7 protein-coding genes are annotated in these 18425 nt (G+C 66.8%); 3 read left to right on the top strand and 4 right to left on the bottom strand.

What is annotated here, in order from left to right; translation table 11 throughout:
- Positions 1-50: 50 nt before the first annotated feature.
- Positions 51-2108, bottom strand: coding sequence for an MBL fold metallo-hydrolase (locus tag ABD817_RS11255; RefSeq protein ID WP_344917758.1), 2058 nt, complete (start codon positions 2106-2108; stop codon positions 51-53).
- Positions 2105-8377: a hypothetical protein gene (locus ABD817_RS11250; RefSeq protein WP_344917757.1), complete on the bottom strand. Its 6273-nt coding sequence runs from the start codon at positions 8375-8377 to the stop codon at positions 2105-2107. The genes ABD817_RS11255 and ABD817_RS11250 overlap by 4 nt, the downstream gene beginning before the upstream one ends.
- A 505-nt stretch (positions 8378-8882) precedes the next feature.
- Between ABD817_RS11250 and drmD the strand changes: the two genes are divergently transcribed.
- Together drmD and ABD817_RS11240 are read left to right on the top strand one after the other, a co-directional pair.
- Complete coding sequence (drmD, locus tag ABD817_RS11245; RefSeq protein ID WP_344917756.1) at positions 8883-12062, top strand: DISARM system SNF2-like helicase DrmD; 3180 nt, start codon at positions 8883-8885, stop codon at positions 12060-12062.
- The gene (locus ABD817_RS11240) at positions 12059-16288 is read left to right on the top strand and encodes an Eco57I restriction-modification methylase domain-containing protein (protein ID WP_344917755.1); all 4230 of its coding nucleotides are present in this window, start codon (positions 12059-12061) and stop codon (positions 16286-16288) included. The genes drmD and ABD817_RS11240 overlap by 4 nt, the downstream gene beginning before the upstream one ends.
- Positions 16289-16500: 212 nt before the next feature.
- Here the strand turns inward: ABD817_RS11240 and ABD817_RS11235 are convergent, their stop codons facing one another.
- On the bottom strand, positions 16501-16710 hold the full coding sequence (locus ABD817_RS11235) for a DUF397 domain-containing protein (protein WP_344917754.1): 210 nt from the start codon (positions 16708-16710) through the stop codon (positions 16501-16503).
- Positions 16711-16724: 14 nt separating this feature from the next.
- Positions 16725-17552 (bottom strand): helix-turn-helix domain-containing protein, encoded by an 828-nt coding sequence (locus ABD817_RS11230; RefSeq protein ID WP_344917753.1) that lies wholly within the window; start codon positions 17550-17552, stop codon positions 16725-16727.
- Positions 17553-17968: 416 nt separating this feature from the next.
- On the opposite strand from ABD817_RS11230, the gene ABD817_RS11225 reads away from it, so the two are divergent.
- Entirely contained in the window at positions 17969-18415 is a 447-nt protein-coding gene (locus ABD817_RS11225; RefSeq protein WP_344917752.1) for an ATP-binding protein, read from the top strand.
- Positions 18416-18425: the final 10 nt, after the last annotated feature.

The raw sequence follows: 18425 nt of genomic DNA, 5'->3' as shown, positions 1-18425 counted from the left end.
ACAGTCGATTGCCACCACCTCGCTGCTTCCAATGTATCCAAATAGGTGAATCAAGGAAGCGGCGCACCAGGTGCCCCACATTGGCCGTTGTGCCAGATGCCGGTTGGCGTCACGCGGTGGTGGCGTATCTCCAGGATCTTGGCGAAGTCTCGTTGACGCGACGGGATACCGTGCACCAACATCACCCGCTGGGCCGCGACCTCGTCGGCGATCTCCAACAGGCCCCGCTTGTCGGCGTGTGCCGAAAGCCGCATCATCTCGATACGGGCTCTGAGAGGAATTCTCCTTTCCACACCGTGGTCGTCGATGGACAGGTGCGAGGCGTGTTCCTCGGCAAGTTTGAGCAACCTGGCGCCCCCGGATTCCTCATCCTGGTATCCGGAGAGAAACAGCGCGCTGTTGGCTTCCGGCAGGATGCGTGCCGCCCACTGCACAGCCGGTCCTCCGGTGAGCATGCCTGACGTAGTGATCACCACCCCGGAGGTGAACTGGTCAAGGTCGTCAGGGCGGTTGGCCCGTTTCACGTTTCCGCCGACGATGTGCAGTGGGGATCCGCGATCCGCGGTGATGGATTCGAACGAAGATGTGATGTCCGCGGCCATCCCGTCGAGAAGCGCCGGTACGTGGGGAAGCCGGTTGCGCATGATCAGCGCAAGCTCCTGGGCGCGGCCGAGTGCGAAGGCTGGAATGAGAACACGTCCACCGGCCGAGTAGATGTCTTCGACGGCTCGAACCAGGTCGTTGACGCGAGTCTCTCGCGCATCGTGGATCTCGGCACAGCAGGTGGACTCCATTACGAGCAGGTCCGCCTCGCGTGCCGCGTCCGGGATCTCGTAGCCGTCCACGGTCTCCTGGCGGAACCCAGAGATGTCGCCGGTGATGACGACGCGCCGGTCACCCGCCTGGACGACGACCCCGGCAGCCCCGAGGATGTGTCCTGCGGGGAAGAGCTCAAGCGTGACGTTCCCGACCTGACGCCGCGCGCCGTACGGGACCTCCTCGCAGCGCTGGACCGCGGCCTTGACGGTGTCGCCGTGGTAGAGCGCCTCGCCGCTCGCCCCCCACTGGCGATGGGTACGCCGTCGCAGGTCCATCAGTTTCGCGGAGTCGGTCCACATGGCGGGCATCAGCCGCACGGTCGCCGGGGTCGCGATCACTCGCAGCCTCGGCATCCGCTCGACCAGCGCGGGGACGTACCCACAGTGGTCGGTGTGCGCATGGGTGACCACCACGGCGTCGATCGGTCGACTCAGGGCCTGATCGATGTCGCGCGGCGGCTGAGCCGGATCACCGGGACGTAGCCCGGCGTCGACGAGCAGGCGGGTGCCACCGGCCTCGATCAGCACGCACGAGCCGCCGATCTCGGTGGCGCCTCCCAGAGGCAGGACGCGCAGCTGGAGTTCCTGGGTGACGGCCACCCGGGGCTCCGGTGTGATGTCCGGTGGGGACACGATCGCCTGAAGCGCCGTGACAAGCGCTTCGGGCTCGATGCCCGCGACCTTCGCCGCGAGTGCGACGAGCGGAGCGACGGCGGAGGTCCGCCGATCGGGTACGGGGTCGCCGTCAGGTGTGTCGAACGTACGTCGCAGGGCGCCGAGGAGGTCGGCGACGCTCGAATCCGGATCATCGAGACGCCGCTGGAGGGTCGACACCTGGATGTCCAGCTCCTCGGCGCGCTTCTCGGCCTCCTCAAGGGTGGCCCTGGTGTTCCGAAGGTCCGCGGCGGTGTGCTCGTTTCGGCCGTTGGCCCGCTCCAGCCGGGCCCGGAGGTCGTCGACCTTTCTCTGGTGTCTCCGCAGCCGGGTCTGCTGGAGGCGGTTCGCTCTGTTCAGCTGTTCCGCCAGCCGGAGTCCCGCCTGGAGGACATCGTGGTCAGAAGAGAGCAGCAGCGTCGCGAGAGCCCGTGACTCCGGCTGGTCGTCGGGAATCCGGAGATCTCTCCGGAGACGATCCCGTAGTCCCCGGAACCTGACCAGTGCCTTGATGAGCGTTTCCCGCTGGGCGGTGACGAGCTGGTCGACGTCGTGTTCCCGTCCGGCCAGGGCGGGCCGGGACAGGAACACCTCGGCCACCGCACGGAGGATCGGCAGCAGCGGATCCGGTGTCACCGAGACCGCTCCATCCGCCGGGTCGCGTTCATGAGAACGGATTCGCGTTCGAGCTTTCCGTCGGTGCGGGGTACGAGCGCACCCAGCGTACGGAGCACCTCGACCAGGTCCGCGGTGGAGACGTAGCCTTCCTCCCGCAGATGGGATTCGGAGAGCGGATGTCCCTCCTCCTCCGCTCCGGCCAGAGCCAGAAGGTCCGAGATCGTCTCCGAGTCGTCGGCGATCTCGGTCAGCCGCACAAGCTCACGCCAGGCGGATCCCAGAGCCATGCCGGAGAGAACCCCCGTGGACTTGACGAAATCATCTGGCCTTTGATGGAGATAGGTCCGGCATGTCTCCAAGGCGTGTTCGCGATCGACGTCGGGCCTGCTCAGGTCCTGGATCACCTTGCTGATCAGAACCGGCCACCCGCCGGTGACCCGCAACAGTGCCCCCTGACTGGTCTCGTCCTGGAATCCCAGTCCTTCCTCGTACATCCACTGCCGAACTCCCGGCCGGTTGAACGGCTGCAGCTCCACGAGGTTGGCCGTGCTGGTCAGATCGTCGATCTCGTCTTTGGCCGTGTCCGCCCCGCGGTCGACCGTCAGCCACTGAAGGGCGTGTTCCGGCGGGGCGATGACGGCGATGGCGAGAGTGCCGCCACTGGACAGCGAGACCGCGCGCGAGGCCGAGCGCATGATGCCGGTCCCCTTGATGTGCGAGAGGCCGGAAAGATCGACGATGACAAGGTTGTGTCCCGAGTTGTTGCTCGCCCGCTGTATCGCTCCGTCGAAGGTGAGGCCGTTCTCGCCGACCCGCCATGTCTGCGCCTGGCCGTGCCGCCTGGCCTCGTCCTGAAGCGCGGCCGCCACCCGGTCGAGCTGCAGCGCCTTCGAGCCGGCGATCAGGTGGAGCACGTTCCGCCGGCGCAACAGCCAGGAGACCTGGCTGCCGGTCAGCGGGGAGCGCTCGCGGTGTCCCAGATAGGCGGCACGATAGGACTGCGCGTCGAAGGAGTCGGCCTGCTCGAAACTCTCGGCCTGTTCGAGGACGGCCTCGACCTCGTCGGTGCCGCCGAGCAGGTTGAGGATGTGCGGGGTGCGCAGCCGGTAACGTTCCCGGTCGGCGGCGAGAACGCCGAGGTTGACGCACTCCTCCAGGAGCCCGCGAAAACCGTCACTGGAGGAGTCCTTGAACCCTTGGGGCCACCATCCCTGACAGGCGACTCGCAGCTCGCCGGCCGTCATCGTGGCGTCCGCGCCCGCGTCGAGAGAGTGGAACGCCACCACGTAGGCGATGACCTTGTACCGCTTGTCCAGGTTGAGCGTCAGCTCGAAGCGGTGACGGAAACCGCCGGCCAGTTTGTTGTCCCGCCAGACGGCGTCCACATCCTCGCGGGTGATCTCGTAGGGCAGTGCCGTCTGTGGGGCTGGAAGCCGCCGCAAGCGGGTCAGCAGGGACTCCGCGAAAAGCTGGATCAGGGCGGGGGCGTTGTTGGCCTCCGCGATCACCCGTGAGGCGAGGGTGGCGGGGAAGCGCAGGCCGAGCGCGGCCAGCGGCCTGGTCAGCAGGTTGAACGCGTCCTGCGGGTCGAGCGGCCCGATGGCGATGTGTTCTCCGAGATGTGCCAGTGGCTGGTTCGACAGGCTGTCGAAGCGGGCGGTTTTGTGCAGCCCGGCGAAGACGACTTTCACCCTGTGGTCGGTCTCGTTCATCAGGTTGCGCAGGGCGATGACGTTGCTGAACGCGCGCCGAGCATCCTCGTTGAGGAACTCGTCGGCTTCGTCCAGCAGGATCAGCAACTGCCGCGCCGGATCTTCCTCGATCCACTCTTTCACACCGTGGCAGATCTCCTTCGGGTCGGAGAGTGTCCTCGCCGACTGCGGAAGGATCTCGGCGGCGGCGAGTTTGCCGGCGAGCATGGGCCAGAGCGACTCCACAGGGACCATCCGGCCGATGTCCTGGATGATCTCGAAGATGATCTTCCGGTCCGGGTCGGACTTGCGGATCTGCCGTTCGGCCTTGCGAAGCAGGGCGGACTTGCCGAGCTGCCTGCCGCCGTAGACGAACGAGGAGCCCGTCCGGCTGGTGACCTCCTGCAACTGGTCGGAACGTCCGTAGAACATCTCCTCCGGTACGTCCCCGGTGGGCGCGTACGGGTTGGCGGAGCTGAACGGCGCGAGCAGGCTCACCGTGGAGGTCCAATTGGCCTCGGGCAGTAACGCGAGATAGCTGACCGCGGCGTCGTCGATGACGGCCGTCACCGGAATGGGGCGTTTGCGGCTGACCGCGATCAGCTGACGCCGCTGCTCCACGGTGAGGACACCGAAGTAGAAGACCAGGACGGTCTGGTCCTCCGGCTGCTCCTTCAGCCATTCGACGACCTGCTGCGGCCCCGGGGATTTCCACACGAGCAGCAGCTTGAGGCGGTCACCCGACGGGCTCATCCTGGATCCGAACGCCGGCAGCAGGGCCTCGCCTATCGTGCTGACATTGCTGAGGGCGACCCAGGTCCGGTTCTGCGCCTCGTTGTGGCCGGCCTCCTGGTCGGCCTCAAGGCCGATCATCTGCAACACCGCCGCGATGGCGCTTTTCAGGTTGCCCGCGGCCTTGGGGCCTTGGGACATGGTCTGCCAGAAGCGCAGGCCGTATTCCGACACTCCGAACCGGCCTCTGGGGATACCGGAGACCGAAAGTCCGGCCTGTGCCAGGACGTCGCCCAACTCGGGATCGGTGACGTCGTTCTTGAACTTGAGGGCCTCCTTGAGCTTCTGGAGCCAGTCGTCGCTCTCCGGCCGCTGCCGTCTCGATGAGCGGGAGGACATCCCCTCGAAGGCCCTGGGGAAGTGAGGGAAGAACCTACTGAGATGGTCGACGGCGTCGGAGCGTTCGGGAAGCGGCTTGCCGACCTGTGCCTGCGCGATGAACTCGTGAGCCGTGGTTAGGTCGCCCACGTCGATGAAGCCCTTGATTCGCTCCTGCACGTCGGCAACGTTGGAGTTCTCGGCGCTGAGGGCGGCCAGCCGCTCCTGCTCCACGGCGATCCTGTCATCACGGATTTTCTCCGCTTCCCGCTTCAGCTCCTCCAAGGCGTGGAAAATGACGCCGAAGTCATCCCGCTCGTCACCGGCCAGCGTCTGGAGCGTCGCGGAGAAGCGGGTCGAGGCGATCTCGGGGAGCACACCGTCTCGGCGCCACTCCGCGATCTGGTCACGAACGTTCTCGATCCGATCGCCACGTTCGTTCCTGGCGGCGGAGACGAGCTTCTCCCGGTGGTTTTGGAGCTCGGCCGCGAGTGCCTGGCCCTGGGCGGACAGGACGGCGATGACGGCTTGGGTGCCCTCGTGGTCGCCGAGATCGGCGCGCGTGAGAAAGGCTGCACGCCAGTCTCGGCCACTCCCACCGCACAGGGGCGTGAGCTCGCTCAGGGCAGGGGGGGCGTACGGGGCCAGGGTGTCGGCGTCGACTCTGATCGTGGGAGAGAACAGGAGATCGCCGTTGAGCACGTGGGCGATCGAGGGCTCGGACTCCGGCGGGGGACTTCCGTCCAGCAACCTGAGGGTGTCGCGGACCAGCGTCGAGGCGGCCGACGCGGCAGCGGCCAAGGGCTCCGCGGACTCGGCGAGCCTTACGAGCTCCTCCTCGGCCCGGACTCTGTTCTGGTTGACCACCGCACGGAGGTCGTTCAGTGCCCCGACGACCGAGGGAACGCCGAAGCCGTCGGTGCGTAGCGCCTCCACCTCGTGGACGGCCGTCACCCAGGTCGCCACGAGGTCCAGAGCCCGGTTGACCTTCTCCACCAGCTTGATCCGCGCGCTGGAGTGGATCCGGCTGCTGCCGCGGTTCGACGTCCGCTCCTTGGCCGCGGCGTCGATCGTCCGATCGATCATGTGACCGGCACGAAGCTCCTTGAGCTTCGCCCTCGCGTTCCGCATCTCGTTCTCGTCGTCACGAGCCGCGACGGCGAGCAGAGCACCCAGAGGGGCGTTCTCCTGGAGCAGGAATTTCCATACCTCGGTGGCCCGTTGAAACTTGATCGTCTGAGAGGGGGCCTCCTCGAGAAACCTCAACGCGGCCAGGGAGGCGTCTTTGCGGCTGTTCTCCGCCTGCGAGGCGTCCTGCAACCTCCCCGACAGACCCGGCACGAGATAGGCGCCGTCCTTGGCGACCTTGGCGAAGGCCTTTCCGTACGCGGTCAGCGCGGGGAAGTCGGAGACCACGGGGGAGAGATCCTCGATCAGCGGGGCGGTCTCCGGGGTGGGATGGATCAGACCCGCCCGTATCGCCGCGGCCCAGCCGAGCAACTGCCCGGCCGTGTCCTCGGCGAGGGCCTTCGACGTCACGTTCGCGACCGATTCGGTGAACATGGCCGACAGCCGTCCGGCGAACTCGCTCATCTCGGCGGCCATGGCGGCACACCGTCGCGCGTTGACCTCGGCGCTGGGGCGGCCCGCTGCCACGCGAAGCCAGGCGGCCAGGCCCAGCTGTCCGGCACGGATCGCCTCCGCCTCGGCCTCGGCCGCCTTTGGGGGAAGTCCCGCCAGATGGTCCGTGGGCGACGGAGAGACATGGTCGATCGTTGTCATCCCGGGGCGCGCCGGTTCTTCGGACTCCTCGTTCACCGGTGTGATCTCGGCCGCGGGCCCGGCGGGGAAATCAGGGGAGGCGGGACCGTCGGTCACCGCTGTGGCGGGTTCGTCCGAGGGAGTCTGCTCTGACGTCGAGGGCTCCCGGACGGATGACTCCGCCGGCCGCCTCAAGCCTTCCTCCAGAAAGGCGTCCAGGTCGGCCAGCTCATCCTGATCCTCCGTGGGAGGAGGAAGCGCGGCGCCCTGAGTCGGTGACGGCGTTTCCGGCTCGTCCGTCGTGGGGGGTGTTCCTCCGCCGTCCCGTTCGTCCTGGTCGGGCTGATCCCCTTCGGAAAATCCGCTGTCGGCGGGGGTGGACGAGGCGATGTCCAGTGGCTCGGGAACCGTCAGCCGACCTTGCACCGCGGCCAAGGCCACGGCGGCCCAACCGTCCGGTGCCTCCCGCCTGAACCGATCATGCAACTCGGATGTCCGCAGGAAGGCGTCGGCGTCGTCGGCGAGGTGGATGAGCTCGGCGAGCGTCTCCAGGATCGGAGACTCACCGCGGGCGGCGGCACGGACCTCCTCCAGCAGTGTTTCGAGGACGGGCGGGCCCTCAAGGTGAGCCAGTGCGAGTATTCGACGACGCCGGGAACCCGCCGCCACGACATGGTCGAGGGTCCGCTGGAGAGCGGCGACCGTGCCGTCGTCGGCGATCGTGGAGTCGGCCGCCGACGCGAGCCTGTCTCGCAGTCCGTCGAAGCCGACGACGCTTCGCGTGATCACTTCGAGGTCGTGGTCAAGAGGCCGGCGTGCGTCGGCACATGCTCGCTGCACGTTTCCGGCGGCTTCGGCGGCCTTCAGAAGCGTCTGGCGTAGACGGCTCATCTCTTCCCGCAACGCTTCGACGGAATCCTCGGCGAGGATGTGGGCGCTGTCCGTCGCGGGCTTTTGGGGTTCTTCCGGCTCTGTCGTCAACGTGGACTCTTCGGGATCGTAGTGGTCGAGTTCTTTGATCCCGTTGAGATCTGAATTCTCCAGTGCCGCCGCCGGAAGTGACTGCCGGGCGGCGTCCCGAAGTTCGGACAGCGAGATCGGTGTTTCGGGTAGTTCCGAATGCGGCGCGCGAAACTCCTGCCAGGCGGTGCGGATCGTTTCGGCGGCATCCAGGTCCATACGCTCGGAGGAGGGGACGAGCAGGGCGAGCGCTATCGGAGACAGCGGTACGTCATACCGGCAGATGTGCACGAGGACGAGGGCGGCGAGGTTGTCGGTGAGATGTCTCGTGTTCGCCAACATCTCGACGAAGATGGAGGCCGAGGACATCGCCTCGGCGGCGGAGCTCGGTAGGAGCAGCCTCGCACAGGCCTCCGCGGTGAGCTCGTCGTGGTTCTCGAATCCGTGGATGAAGGGCAGGCTGAGAACGTGGGTGAGCGACGCGCTTCGCTTCCTGTCGTTTCCCCTGAGCGCGTGCACGAGGCTGGTTGCCGCTGATTTGCTGATCGACCGCATATCGGAAAGCCCCACATGTCGCAATACCCTCTTGCGAAGAACCGGGGGGTAGTTGACGACGCTCGACAGGAGATCTTCCGCGGTGACCCTGGCTGCTATCTCTGTTACGACTAGATCGATGTCCGTAAGTACCTTTTGAGTACTTAAATAACCAAAAGGTGCAGAGTGATGGTTGTGTGGGTTCTTCTTGGTGCAGTTATGCACTGCCAACGCCTCCCCCTTCCGTATTGCTGGTCGATGTCGTAGGCTTTCGTGTTCTTGGATTCCTTGTTTAGGGATGAAGTGCATTCGCCTGGAAGGGGTGGCTTCGGGGCGCGAGGGGTGAAGACACGGGCCGGCGCACACGACCCGTGATTGACGACCCGAACTCGTGCCGCAGCCCGCTCCGACGGCGATCGAACCGCTCCGCCCGGTGGACACGGTCCTTCGTGGCGACACCGCCACCCTGTCTTCGATGTGCGCCGCGTCACATCTATGGAACGTAGACCATTTCTTGGAAAATGTGAACTAAGTCCACAATGATTTTTTGTGTGGACATGGGACGATGGTGGGCGTACAGTCCGGTTCACGTCCTTGGCGGAACGTTCCCGGGGCGATCGACTTTGCGGGCGCTTGAGGCCTGTCAGACTGGTTGGCCGCGAGCTTTCTCTCCCGTGGTCGCAGGACGGCGGGTCGTGAGCGCCGCAGGTGGGAAGCCGTTGGCGAGGAGTGAATGGTGACGAGCGCGACGCCCCTGAAGACGCCCCCGAGGCAGGCGACCGCGGAAGGACCGGCCATTGGTGCCTTGGTGGCGGTCCGCGGGCAGCGCTGGGTGGTCGGCGAGGTCGAGACGAGCGGCGCCAACACCCTGGTGAGCCTGCAGAGCGTCGAGGACGGACGCTACGGCGACCGGCTCGACGTCATCTGGGAGATCGAGCCCGGCCGCCGCGTCCTGCCGAGCGGCTCGCTGCCCGACGTGACCCCCGAGGGCTTCGATCCGCCCGAGAGGCTGGCCGCCTTTCTCGACGCCGTCCGCTGGTCCGCGGTGGCCAGCGCCGACGTCAAGACGCTCCAGGCGCCGTTCCGCTCCGGCGTCGCCATCGAGGACTACCAGCTGGAGCCGGTGGGCCGCGCCCTCGACGCGCCCCGGGTGAACCTGCTGCTCGCCGACGACGTCGGCCTCGGCAAGACCATCGAGGCCGGGCTCGTCGCCCAGGAGCTGCTGCTGCGCAACCGCGCCCGCCGCGTCATGATCGTCTGCCCGGCGGGTCTCACCCTCAAGTGGCGTGACGAGATGGCCGAGAAGTTCGGCCTGGACTTCACGATCGTCGACACCGAGCGTTGCGCGGTCGTGCGCCGCACCTACGGCTCCGCCGCCAACCCGTTCCAGGTCTATCCGCTGACGATCGTCAGCCTGCCGTGGCTGCGCGGCCAGAAGACGCAGCGGCTGCTGGACGAGGTGCTCGACCCGGCCGGGCTGGAGCGCCGCTTCGACCTGCTCATCCTGGACGAGGCCCACCACGTCGCCCCCGCCGCGCCCAAACAGGTCTACGCGGTCGACTCCCAGCAGACCAGGCTGATCCGCCGCCTCGCCCCGCACTTCACCCACCGGCTCTTCCTGTCGGCGACCCCGCACAACGGCTACCAGGCGAGTTTCACCGCACTGCTGGAGATCCTCGACGACCAGCGTTTCGCCCGGGGCGTCACCCCGGATCCCGCCGCCGTCAAGGAGACCGTCGTACGCCGCCTCAAGCGGCACATCGTCGACGGCGAGGGGAGGAAGCGCTTCCTGGAGCGCGCCGCCCACGCCGTCCCGGTGCTCTACCCCGACGACGAGCGCGAGGTTCACGGCCTGCTCAAGGAGTTCGCGGCGCTGCGCAGGGTCCGGCTCAACCGGAGCAGGAAGGGCCGCAAGGCCGCCGACCTGGTCACGCTGCTGCTCAAGAAGCGCCTGTTCTCCAGCCCCGCCGCGTTCGCCCACACGGTCGGCGTCTACCTGAGCACCGTCACGTCCACCGTCCAGGCCGTCCCCGAAGAGGACGACGAGATCCCCGACTGGATGGAGGACTACTGGGAGGACACGGCGACCCTCGACGACGAGCCGCTGGCCGAGGCCGAGGACGCCGCCGTCGGCATGGCCGCGCCGCTCCAGGGAGCCGCCACCAAGGAGGAGGTCGCGCTGCTCACCCGCATGCGCGGCTGGGCCCTCGACTACGCCTCAGCTCCCGACGCCAAGGCCCGCGAGCTGATCACCTACCTCAGGGCCGTCTGCCGTCCCGGCGAGCACTGGACCAACGAGCGGGTCGTCGTCTTCACCGAATACCGCGACACCCAGAAGTGGCTCGCCGAGCTGCTCCGCCAGGAGGACCTGGCCGGAGACCGGCTCGCGATCCTGCACGGCGGGATCGCCGCCGACGAGCGTGAGCAGCTCCGCATCGCCTTCCAGACCGACCCCGCCGAGCACCCCGTTCGCGTCCTGCTCGCCACCGACGCCGCGAGCGAGGGCATCGACCTGCAGAACCACTGCCACCGGCTGGTCAACTACGACATCCCGTTCAACCCCAACAAGCTGGAACAGCGCATCGGCCGGGTCGACCGGTGGGGCCAGAAGCACAACCCCGACATCCGCCACTTCGTCGGCACCGGCTGGGAGAGGGCGGTCGACTCCTACGAGGCCGACCTTGAGTTCCTCTCCCGGGTCGCCGGGAAGGTCGCCCAGATGGAGGAGGACCTCGGCTCCGTCAACGCGGTGCTCGCCGAAGCCGTCCAGCGGCGCATGCTGGGCGACATCTCCGACTACGACGTGGAGCGCGCCGCCGCCAGGGAGTCCCGCCAGACCGTTCAAGCCGAGACGAACGTCGGCGAGCAGGTCCGTCGGCTCCGCGCCAACCTCGACGACACCGTACGCGAACTCGGCATCACCCCGGCCAAGGTGAAGCGGGTCGTCGACACCGCGCTCGACCTGGCCCGCCAGCAGCCGCTCCACGTCCATGTGGACGACAAGCACCTCGCCGAGGGACTGCACGACGTGCCGCCGCTCACCGGCTCCTGGGAACGGGCCACGGCCGGGCTGGCCACCAAGCTCAGGAAGTCCGGCGAGCCGCCCAGGCAACGCCCGGTCACCTTCGACGAGAAGGTGACCCTCGACCCGGACGGCAGGGTCCGCGACGACGTGGTCCTCGCTCACCTGAACCACCCGCTCGTCGCCATGTCCACCCGCCTGCTGCGCACCGCCGTCTCCAACCCGGAGGTCGGCCTGCACCGGGTGACCGCGGTGGTCAGCGACGACCCAGCTTTGGAGACCGTGCTGGTCGGGGCGTTCTTCCGCTTCGTCCTGGTCGGCGGTGACGGCGTACGGCTGCACGAGGAGGTCCTGCACGCCGGAGGCTGGATCCCCGAGAACGGCCGCTTCCGGCGGCTGGAGAACCTGACCGTGCTCGGCGGCCTCCTGGACCGGGCGCTCACCGGCGGCACCCCCGCCTCCGCTCCGGTACGGCACCGCCTGGCCGGGCTCTGGCCGAGGGTGGGTGAGGCCGTCCTGCAGTCGATCGACTGGCGCGTCGACGGCAAGGACCAGAAGCGCGACCAGCTGGAACGCAAGCTCGTCCAGCGGATGGAGGCCGAGCAGACCAGGGTCGCCGACAACCTGGCCCGGTTCGAGAGCGCGCTCCGCGCCAGGCTCGCCGAGAACGAGGACGAGGACGCCCTGTTCAGCCGCATCGAGGCGGCCCAGAGCAAGGAAGAGCTCGACCAGTACCGCAAGGACCGCAGATCATGGGAGGACCGCTTGTCCCGCCTCGCCGAGGAACGCGACCGCGAGCTTGAGACGATCGCGTCCCGCTACCGCGCCCCGCAGCCGCACCGCTTCCCGGTGGCCGTGGTCTTCGTCGTGCCGAAGCGGGAGGCCGTCCGATGAGCAGGTCAGGTTTCGGCAGGTCCTTCGGCGCGGAGCGCGACTCCGGGCGGCAGCACCAGGACTGGCTGAGCCTCGTCGAGGTCTCCGGCCCGTTCCTCAGCCTGCCCGTGCTGCGCTCGGCCTGGCCCGCCCTCGACTCGCTGGACAAGCGGGAGCGCGAGCGGCTCCGCGTCGAGCACGCCACCTGGCAGGCCGACAAGAAGCGCAGGCCCTGGATCGCGTACGTCCTGCGCGAGCTGCTCGGCTGGGGGGACGCGGTCGAGATCGGCGGGCTCGACCGGCTCACCGTCCAGGTGCCCGAGCACGACACCTCCCTCACCCCCATCTTCGCGCTGTCCGTACCGGGAGGTGAGCCCGCGCCGACCTCGGACGTGGCCGGTGTCGCGCCCGGCTCGGGTACGACCGAGGACATCCGTCTCCTCGGGATGATCACCGGCGGCCACCCCGCCGCCCGGATGAAGTCCTCCACCTGGGCCGCCACCCCCGTCGACCGGATGGCCCACCTGTGCCGTCACCACGGCGTCGAGCTGGGCCTGGTCACCGACGGCCGCTGGTGGGCCCTCGTCTGGGCGCCCAAGGGCGGCGCCACCACCACGGCCGTCTTCGACGCGATGCCCTGGCCGGAGGCCGCCGAACGCGACGTCGTCCGCGCGTTCGTCTCGCTGCTCGGCCTCCGCCGTTTCTTCGAGGTGCCTGTCGGCGAGCGGTTGCCCGCGCTACTGGCCGCCAGCCTCGACAGCCAGGAGGAGATCACCGAGGCTCTCGGTGTCCAGGTGCGCCAGGCCGTCGAGCTGCTCGTCACCGCGATCGGCCGTGCGGGCGTCCGCGACGACGTCGGCGCGCCCGACGTCTACCGGGGCTCGGTGGCGGTGATGATGCGCATCGTCTTCCTGCTGTTCGCCGAGGAACGCGGCCTGCTGCCTGCCGACAACGAGGTCTACGCCGCCTCCTACTCGGCGGGACGGCTCTGCGCCGAGCTGGAACAACGCGCCGTCGAAGGCAGCGAGACCGAGCTGGAGAACGGCTACGGCGCCTGGCACCGGCTGCTCGCCGTCTTCGAGGCCGTCTACCGTGGCGTCGAGCACCCCCGCCTCAGCATGCACCCGCACGATGGCTCGCTGTTCGACCCGCACACCTCCACCTGGATGCCGCTGACCATCGACGACCGTACCGTCCTGCACATGCTCCAGGCCGTCCAGTACGTCCAGGTCGGCAAGGGGAAGAACCGCGAGCGCCGCAGGCTCAGCTTCCGCTCCCTGGACGTCGAGCAGATCGGCTACGTCTACGAGGGCCTGCTGTCGTACGAGGGCTTCCGCGCGGCCGACACGGTCGTCGGGCTCGTCGGCAAGTCCGGCAGGGAGGCGGAGGTCGAGCTGACCGCCCTCGAAAACCTCGCCGCCGGTTTCGGCGGCGCGACGGGCGACGGCTTCGCCGCCAAGCTGGCCGAGGTCCACAAGGACTCCGGCATCGGCACCGTCGGAGCGCTCACCCGCCACCTGGCCCCGCGCGACGAGGCCGCCGAGCTGGAGGCGACCCGCAGGCTCCTCGCCGTCACCGGCGGCGACGCCGAGCTGACCCGGCGGCTGCTGCCGTTCGCCGGGATCATCCGCGACGACCTGCGCGGCCTGCCCGTCGTCATCCTGTCCGGCACGCTGTACGTCACCGAGTCGGCGCTGCGTAAGAACACCGGCACGCACTACACGCCGAGGAAGCTCGCCGAGTCGGTCGTCGAGGGAGCCCTGGAACCGCTGATCTACACGGTCGGGCCGCTGCAGACCGCCGACCGGACGCAGTGGAAGCCCAAGACGTCCACCGAGATCCTGTCGCTGAAGGTCGCCGACATCGCGATGGGCTCGGCCGCCTTCCTGGTCGCCGCGGCCCGCTATCTCGGTGAGGCCCTGGTCGACGCCTGGTCCCGCGAGGGCAATGAGCGCGCCGCCGCTTACCGCGAGGCCGCCCCCGAGCGTACGGCCGACGCCGACGCCGATCCACTCGTCATCGAGGCCCGCCGCCAGGTCATCGAGCACTGCCTGTACGGCGCCGACATCAACCCGATGGCCGTCGAAATGGCCAAACTGTCCCTCTGGCTCGTCTCCATGGACCCGGCCCGGCCGTTCACCTTCGTGGACGACAGGCTGGTGGCGGGGGATTCACTGTTGGGGATCACTTCTGTTGAGCAGCTTGAGTACATGCACATGGACCCGGTGAAGGGTCGGAAGATCCACGAGGGCATCTTCGACTGGACGGCGGGGGTACGGGAGAAGGTCGCCGAACTGGCCGAGAGCCGCCGGAGGATCGCTGAGGTCGAACTGGGAGACGATCCGTTGGCGGCGCTAGCCAAGAAGCGGGCGCTGTTGGAGGAGACGAGGATCGCCTCGGGGCAGCTCCGGCTGTTTGCGGACCTGACGGTGGGGAGTGCGCTGGCACGGGAAATCTATGACGTCGGCAGTTCGGGTGAGAATCTACATGGCAACCGTGGCCGACACGGTTCGACAGTGGAAGGCCGAAAACTGAGCGTTGATGTCGCCTCGCTCAGAGCCGCCGAGCTTGCTGATGCAGTGAGCAGGAAAGCGGATCAGGCCGAAGTAGCCGCTCGTGAGCAACGTCGCAGATGGCTCGCTACCGACCAGGTTGACGGCTCCTTCGATCGTCATCCGATCCACTGGCCGCTGGTCTTTCCCGAAGTTTTCGAAGAAGTCAGCGGGAGTTCCAGCAAGCCGGGCGACCTTCAGGGGCGGTCGCGACTGAAGAGCCCTGGGTTCGACGCCGTCATTGGCAACCCGCCGTTTCTTGGGGGGAAGAAGATCAGTGGATCACTGGGTTCCGCTTATCGCGAGTATCTTGTCGAGTCGATCGGGGGAGGGGTTCGCGGACATGCGGATGTCGTCGCCTATTTCGTGCTTCGGGCGCATGCCCTGCTCAATCCGGGCGGGCAGACGGGGTTGATCGCGACCAACACGCTTGCCCAGGGGGACAGCCGAGAGGTTGCTCTTGATCAACTCGTGGCGGATGGGGTTACGATTCGCCAAGCCATAAAAAGCAGGCCATGGCCGTCGAAGAGTGCGGTGTTGGAATACTGTGCGGTGTGGACTAGCCGAGTCCAGCTTGGCGAGGAGGCCGAGCAGGTTGCGGAGGATGTCGTAGTTTCCGCTATTTCTCCTTCACTTGAACCGGAGTCTCGGGTTAAGGGAAACCCGTATCGGCTGGCTGTCAATTTTTGGGCATCTTTCATTGGATCTTACGTTTTAGGACTCGGCTTTGTAGTTGATTCCCGTGTTGCGAAGAAATTGATAGAGCAGGATATGCGGAACGTGGAGGTGTTGTTTCCTTACCTTAATGGGCAAGACCTTAATTCGCGACCTGACTGTTCGGGGAGTCGTTGGGTGATTAACTTTCACGACTGGACTGAAGAGAAGGCAAAGGGCTACCCAGATGTGTTCTCAATCGTCAACCGCCATGTGAGGCCTGAGCGCCAGCGCAAAAAGCCAGATGGAACTTACGCCTTGCGTAGACCCTTGCCAGAGCGTTACTGGCAGTACGCGGACAAGCGGCCCGCGATGGTGCGGGCTATATCAGGGCTGGAACGCGTCATCGCGATCACGCTTGTAAGCAAGGTAGTGATGCCGGTGATGGTGCCTACTGGGCAAGTGTTCGCTCACAAGGTCGGTGTCTTTGCGACGGATGACACGGCAATGCTGGCTCTGCTGTCCAGTGCGCCGCATTATTGGTGGACGGCCAGTCGCAGTTCGACGATGAAGGCAGACATCAACTACTCGCCATCGGACGTGTTCGAAACACTGCCCCTTCCCGAGCTGACCCAGGAGATGCGCGATCTCGGCGACCGGCTCGACACCTTCCGCCGGGATCTCATGCTCTCCCGGCAGGCTGGGCTGACCGCGACCTACAACCTGGTCAACGACCCCGCGTGCCAGGACGGCGACATCGTCGAGCTCCGCCGCATTCACCGGGCCATCGATGAGGTGGTCTGCCGCGCCTACGACTGGGGCGACCTGATCGATCAGCTCGACCACGGTCACCACAAGGTTGGCCGGGAGACCCGTTACACCGTTGGCCCCTTCGCGCAGCGGGAGCTGGTTGACCGGCTGCTGGAGCTCAACCACGCCCGCTACGCCGAAGAGGTCGCCAAGGGCCTGCACAACAAGGGTGCCAAGCCCAAACTCTCCCGGGCTGCGAAGAAGCCCGCAGCCGAGGGCGGTCTGTGGTGAGGCGGTGAAACGGCGTTCCGCCAAGTTTGTGACCGCGTAGCGGGGCGATCTGCGTGACCTCCGGTTCACACGCATGTCGACGGTCGGGATCTCCCGTCGCTCGCCGGTTCTGTGCGTGCCCGGTCCGGCGGGCTGACCTCAACCCGCCGACTCGGGGCTGTCTGTAAGCGAAGCCTGCTGGAGGATGGTCATTTCCATGGCGGAGTAGCTTGTCAGGTGAGAGTGTCGAGGTCGCCGTTCTTGATGCCGTTGATGAAGGTGGTCCAGTCGTTGCGGCGGAAGATGAGGGTGCCGCCGTCGCGGTCCTTGGTGTCGCGGACGGCGACATCGTTGCTGACGAATGCCATCTCGACGCAGCTCGGGCCATCGGCGCTGAGGCTGCTCTTGCGCCAGCGTGCAGCGGAGAGGTCAGGTTGCCGCATCCTGCTTCCTTCCTTTAGTGACGTTCGCGGAGGGATGCGAGTAGCGCGGCCGTATCCGCAGGGCTGAGCGCTATCGCACGAAGGTGCTCGCAAATATTGTTGTACCGCTGAATTTCTGTTTCCTTTTCAAGGAACAGGTCACCGGCCGCACTGTCAATGTGGATCACATCGGGGTCGTCCGTGCCGAACTTCAGGACGATGAAGCTCCCTGGCATTCCCGGATGGGCTCCTGCAGAGAACGGGATGACCTGGAGGGTGATGTGCGGGCGCTTGGCCTGCTGGGCGAGATGCGAGAGCTGATCACGCATGACGGCATCGCCGCCGATCTTTCTTCGTAGAGCGGCTTCATCCAAGATCGCCCACAGCTGTAGGGGTACGGTGTTTTCCAGGAGGGCCTGTCTCTGCATCCTGGCGCCGACGCGGCTCTCGATCTCGTCGTCGGTGGCGGTCGGTCGCACCCCTCGGATCATTTTTCGCATGTACTCCTCGGTCTGTAGCAGGCCCGGGATGAACAACGACTCGTAGTTGATGACTTGCCGGGCCTCGGACTCCAAGCCGATGTAGGCACTGTATTTGCCGGGAAGATCTGCTTCGAAGCCGTTCAGCCAGCCGCGCTGCTTTGCCTCCTTCTGCAAGGCCAGCAGGTCGGCGCGGGTGTCGCCGGTGACAGCGTAGGCGTCAAGCAGGGCGATGAGCGTCCTGAGCTGTGGCTTGGTCTGGGCGGTCTCGATCCGGTAGAGCGTGACGATGTTGACGTTGGTTTTCTCCGCGACATCCTCCTGGGAGAGCCCGGCGGCCTGACGGAGACGGCGTAGCTCGGACGCCAGGCGGCGCAGACGCACCGTGGGAGGTTGACGCTTGCTGGATGACGGGGGTGCGTTTTCACCCATTCCTTACCTCGCTCGCGTTTGGTGCATTTCTGGATCATGTACGAGATACAAATGTAGCCCTTGCATTAACTGAGAGTGATACTGCATGCTCACAGAGTCAACCCTTCCAGGTTGGGTTCTTCCTGGAGGGCGAAACGCATGATTTCCCCAGACGGCCGGGCGGACGATCTTCCCTCCCGAGGCGGCCCACCCCGTACCGGGTGTTCGCCCGGCCTCAGTGGTGCGACCGGCGACACATCTGCGACGCTCCCCGGCCGTACTTCCCGTAGGACCGGCACCGTGCCCTCGTCCCCCGTGGGGTGAGCGGCGCCCCCGTCTGCGAACGGTGCCGGTCCTATGCCCGACGTACCAATCAGGAGCGGGTGAAAATGACCGATGTCACCAGCAGCGAGCAGTATCTGAAACTCTCCGTCTTCTCGACGTCGGCCTACTACGCCCGCGTACACGTCCAGCGCGTGCTGGAGGGCTGGCACCGGGACGACCTGATCGAGGCCGCCGTGCTCGTCACCTCCGAACTGGTCTCCAACGCGGTCAAGGCGCACGCCTCGTGCTCCGCGATCACGGAGGCGACGGCTCAGGTCGACCCGGACCACATCTGGATGGACCTCTACCGGGTCGGCGAGACGATCGTGCTCCGTGTCTGGGACGCCAGCCCCCTCGCGCCGGTGATCCGCGACCCCGCCCCGGACGACGAGAGCGGTCGTGGCCTCCACATCGTCGACCTGCTCGCGAGCGAGTGGGGCTACTACCGCCCGTCCCCGGGCGGAAAGATCGTCTGGTGCACCCTGGCCGCTTCGCCGGGAGCTCCCGAATAGCGGTCGGACG

The organism is Streptosporangium oxazolinicum (assembly GCF_039537505.1).
In the GTDB taxonomy this organism is placed as follows: domain Bacteria; phylum Actinomycetota; class Actinomycetes; order Streptosporangiales; family Streptosporangiaceae; genus Streptosporangium; species Streptosporangium oxazolinicum.
This window is presented reverse-complemented; position numbering and strand designations above follow the sequence as displayed.

Excerpts from the sequence above, each read along its gene's own strand:
- ABD817_RS11240 (WP_344917755.1), top strand. The coding sequence starts at position 12,059 with ATGAGCAGGTCAGGTTTCGGCAGGTCCTTCGGCGCGGAGCGCGACTCC.
- ABD817_RS11235 (WP_344917754.1), bottom strand. The coding sequence starts at position 16,710 with ATGCGGCAACCTGACCTCTCCGCTGCACGCTGGCGCAAGAGCAGCCTC.
- ABD817_RS11225 (WP_344917752.1), top strand. The coding sequence starts at position 17,969 with ATGACCGATGTCACCAGCAGCGAGCAGTATCTGAAACTCTCCGTCTTC.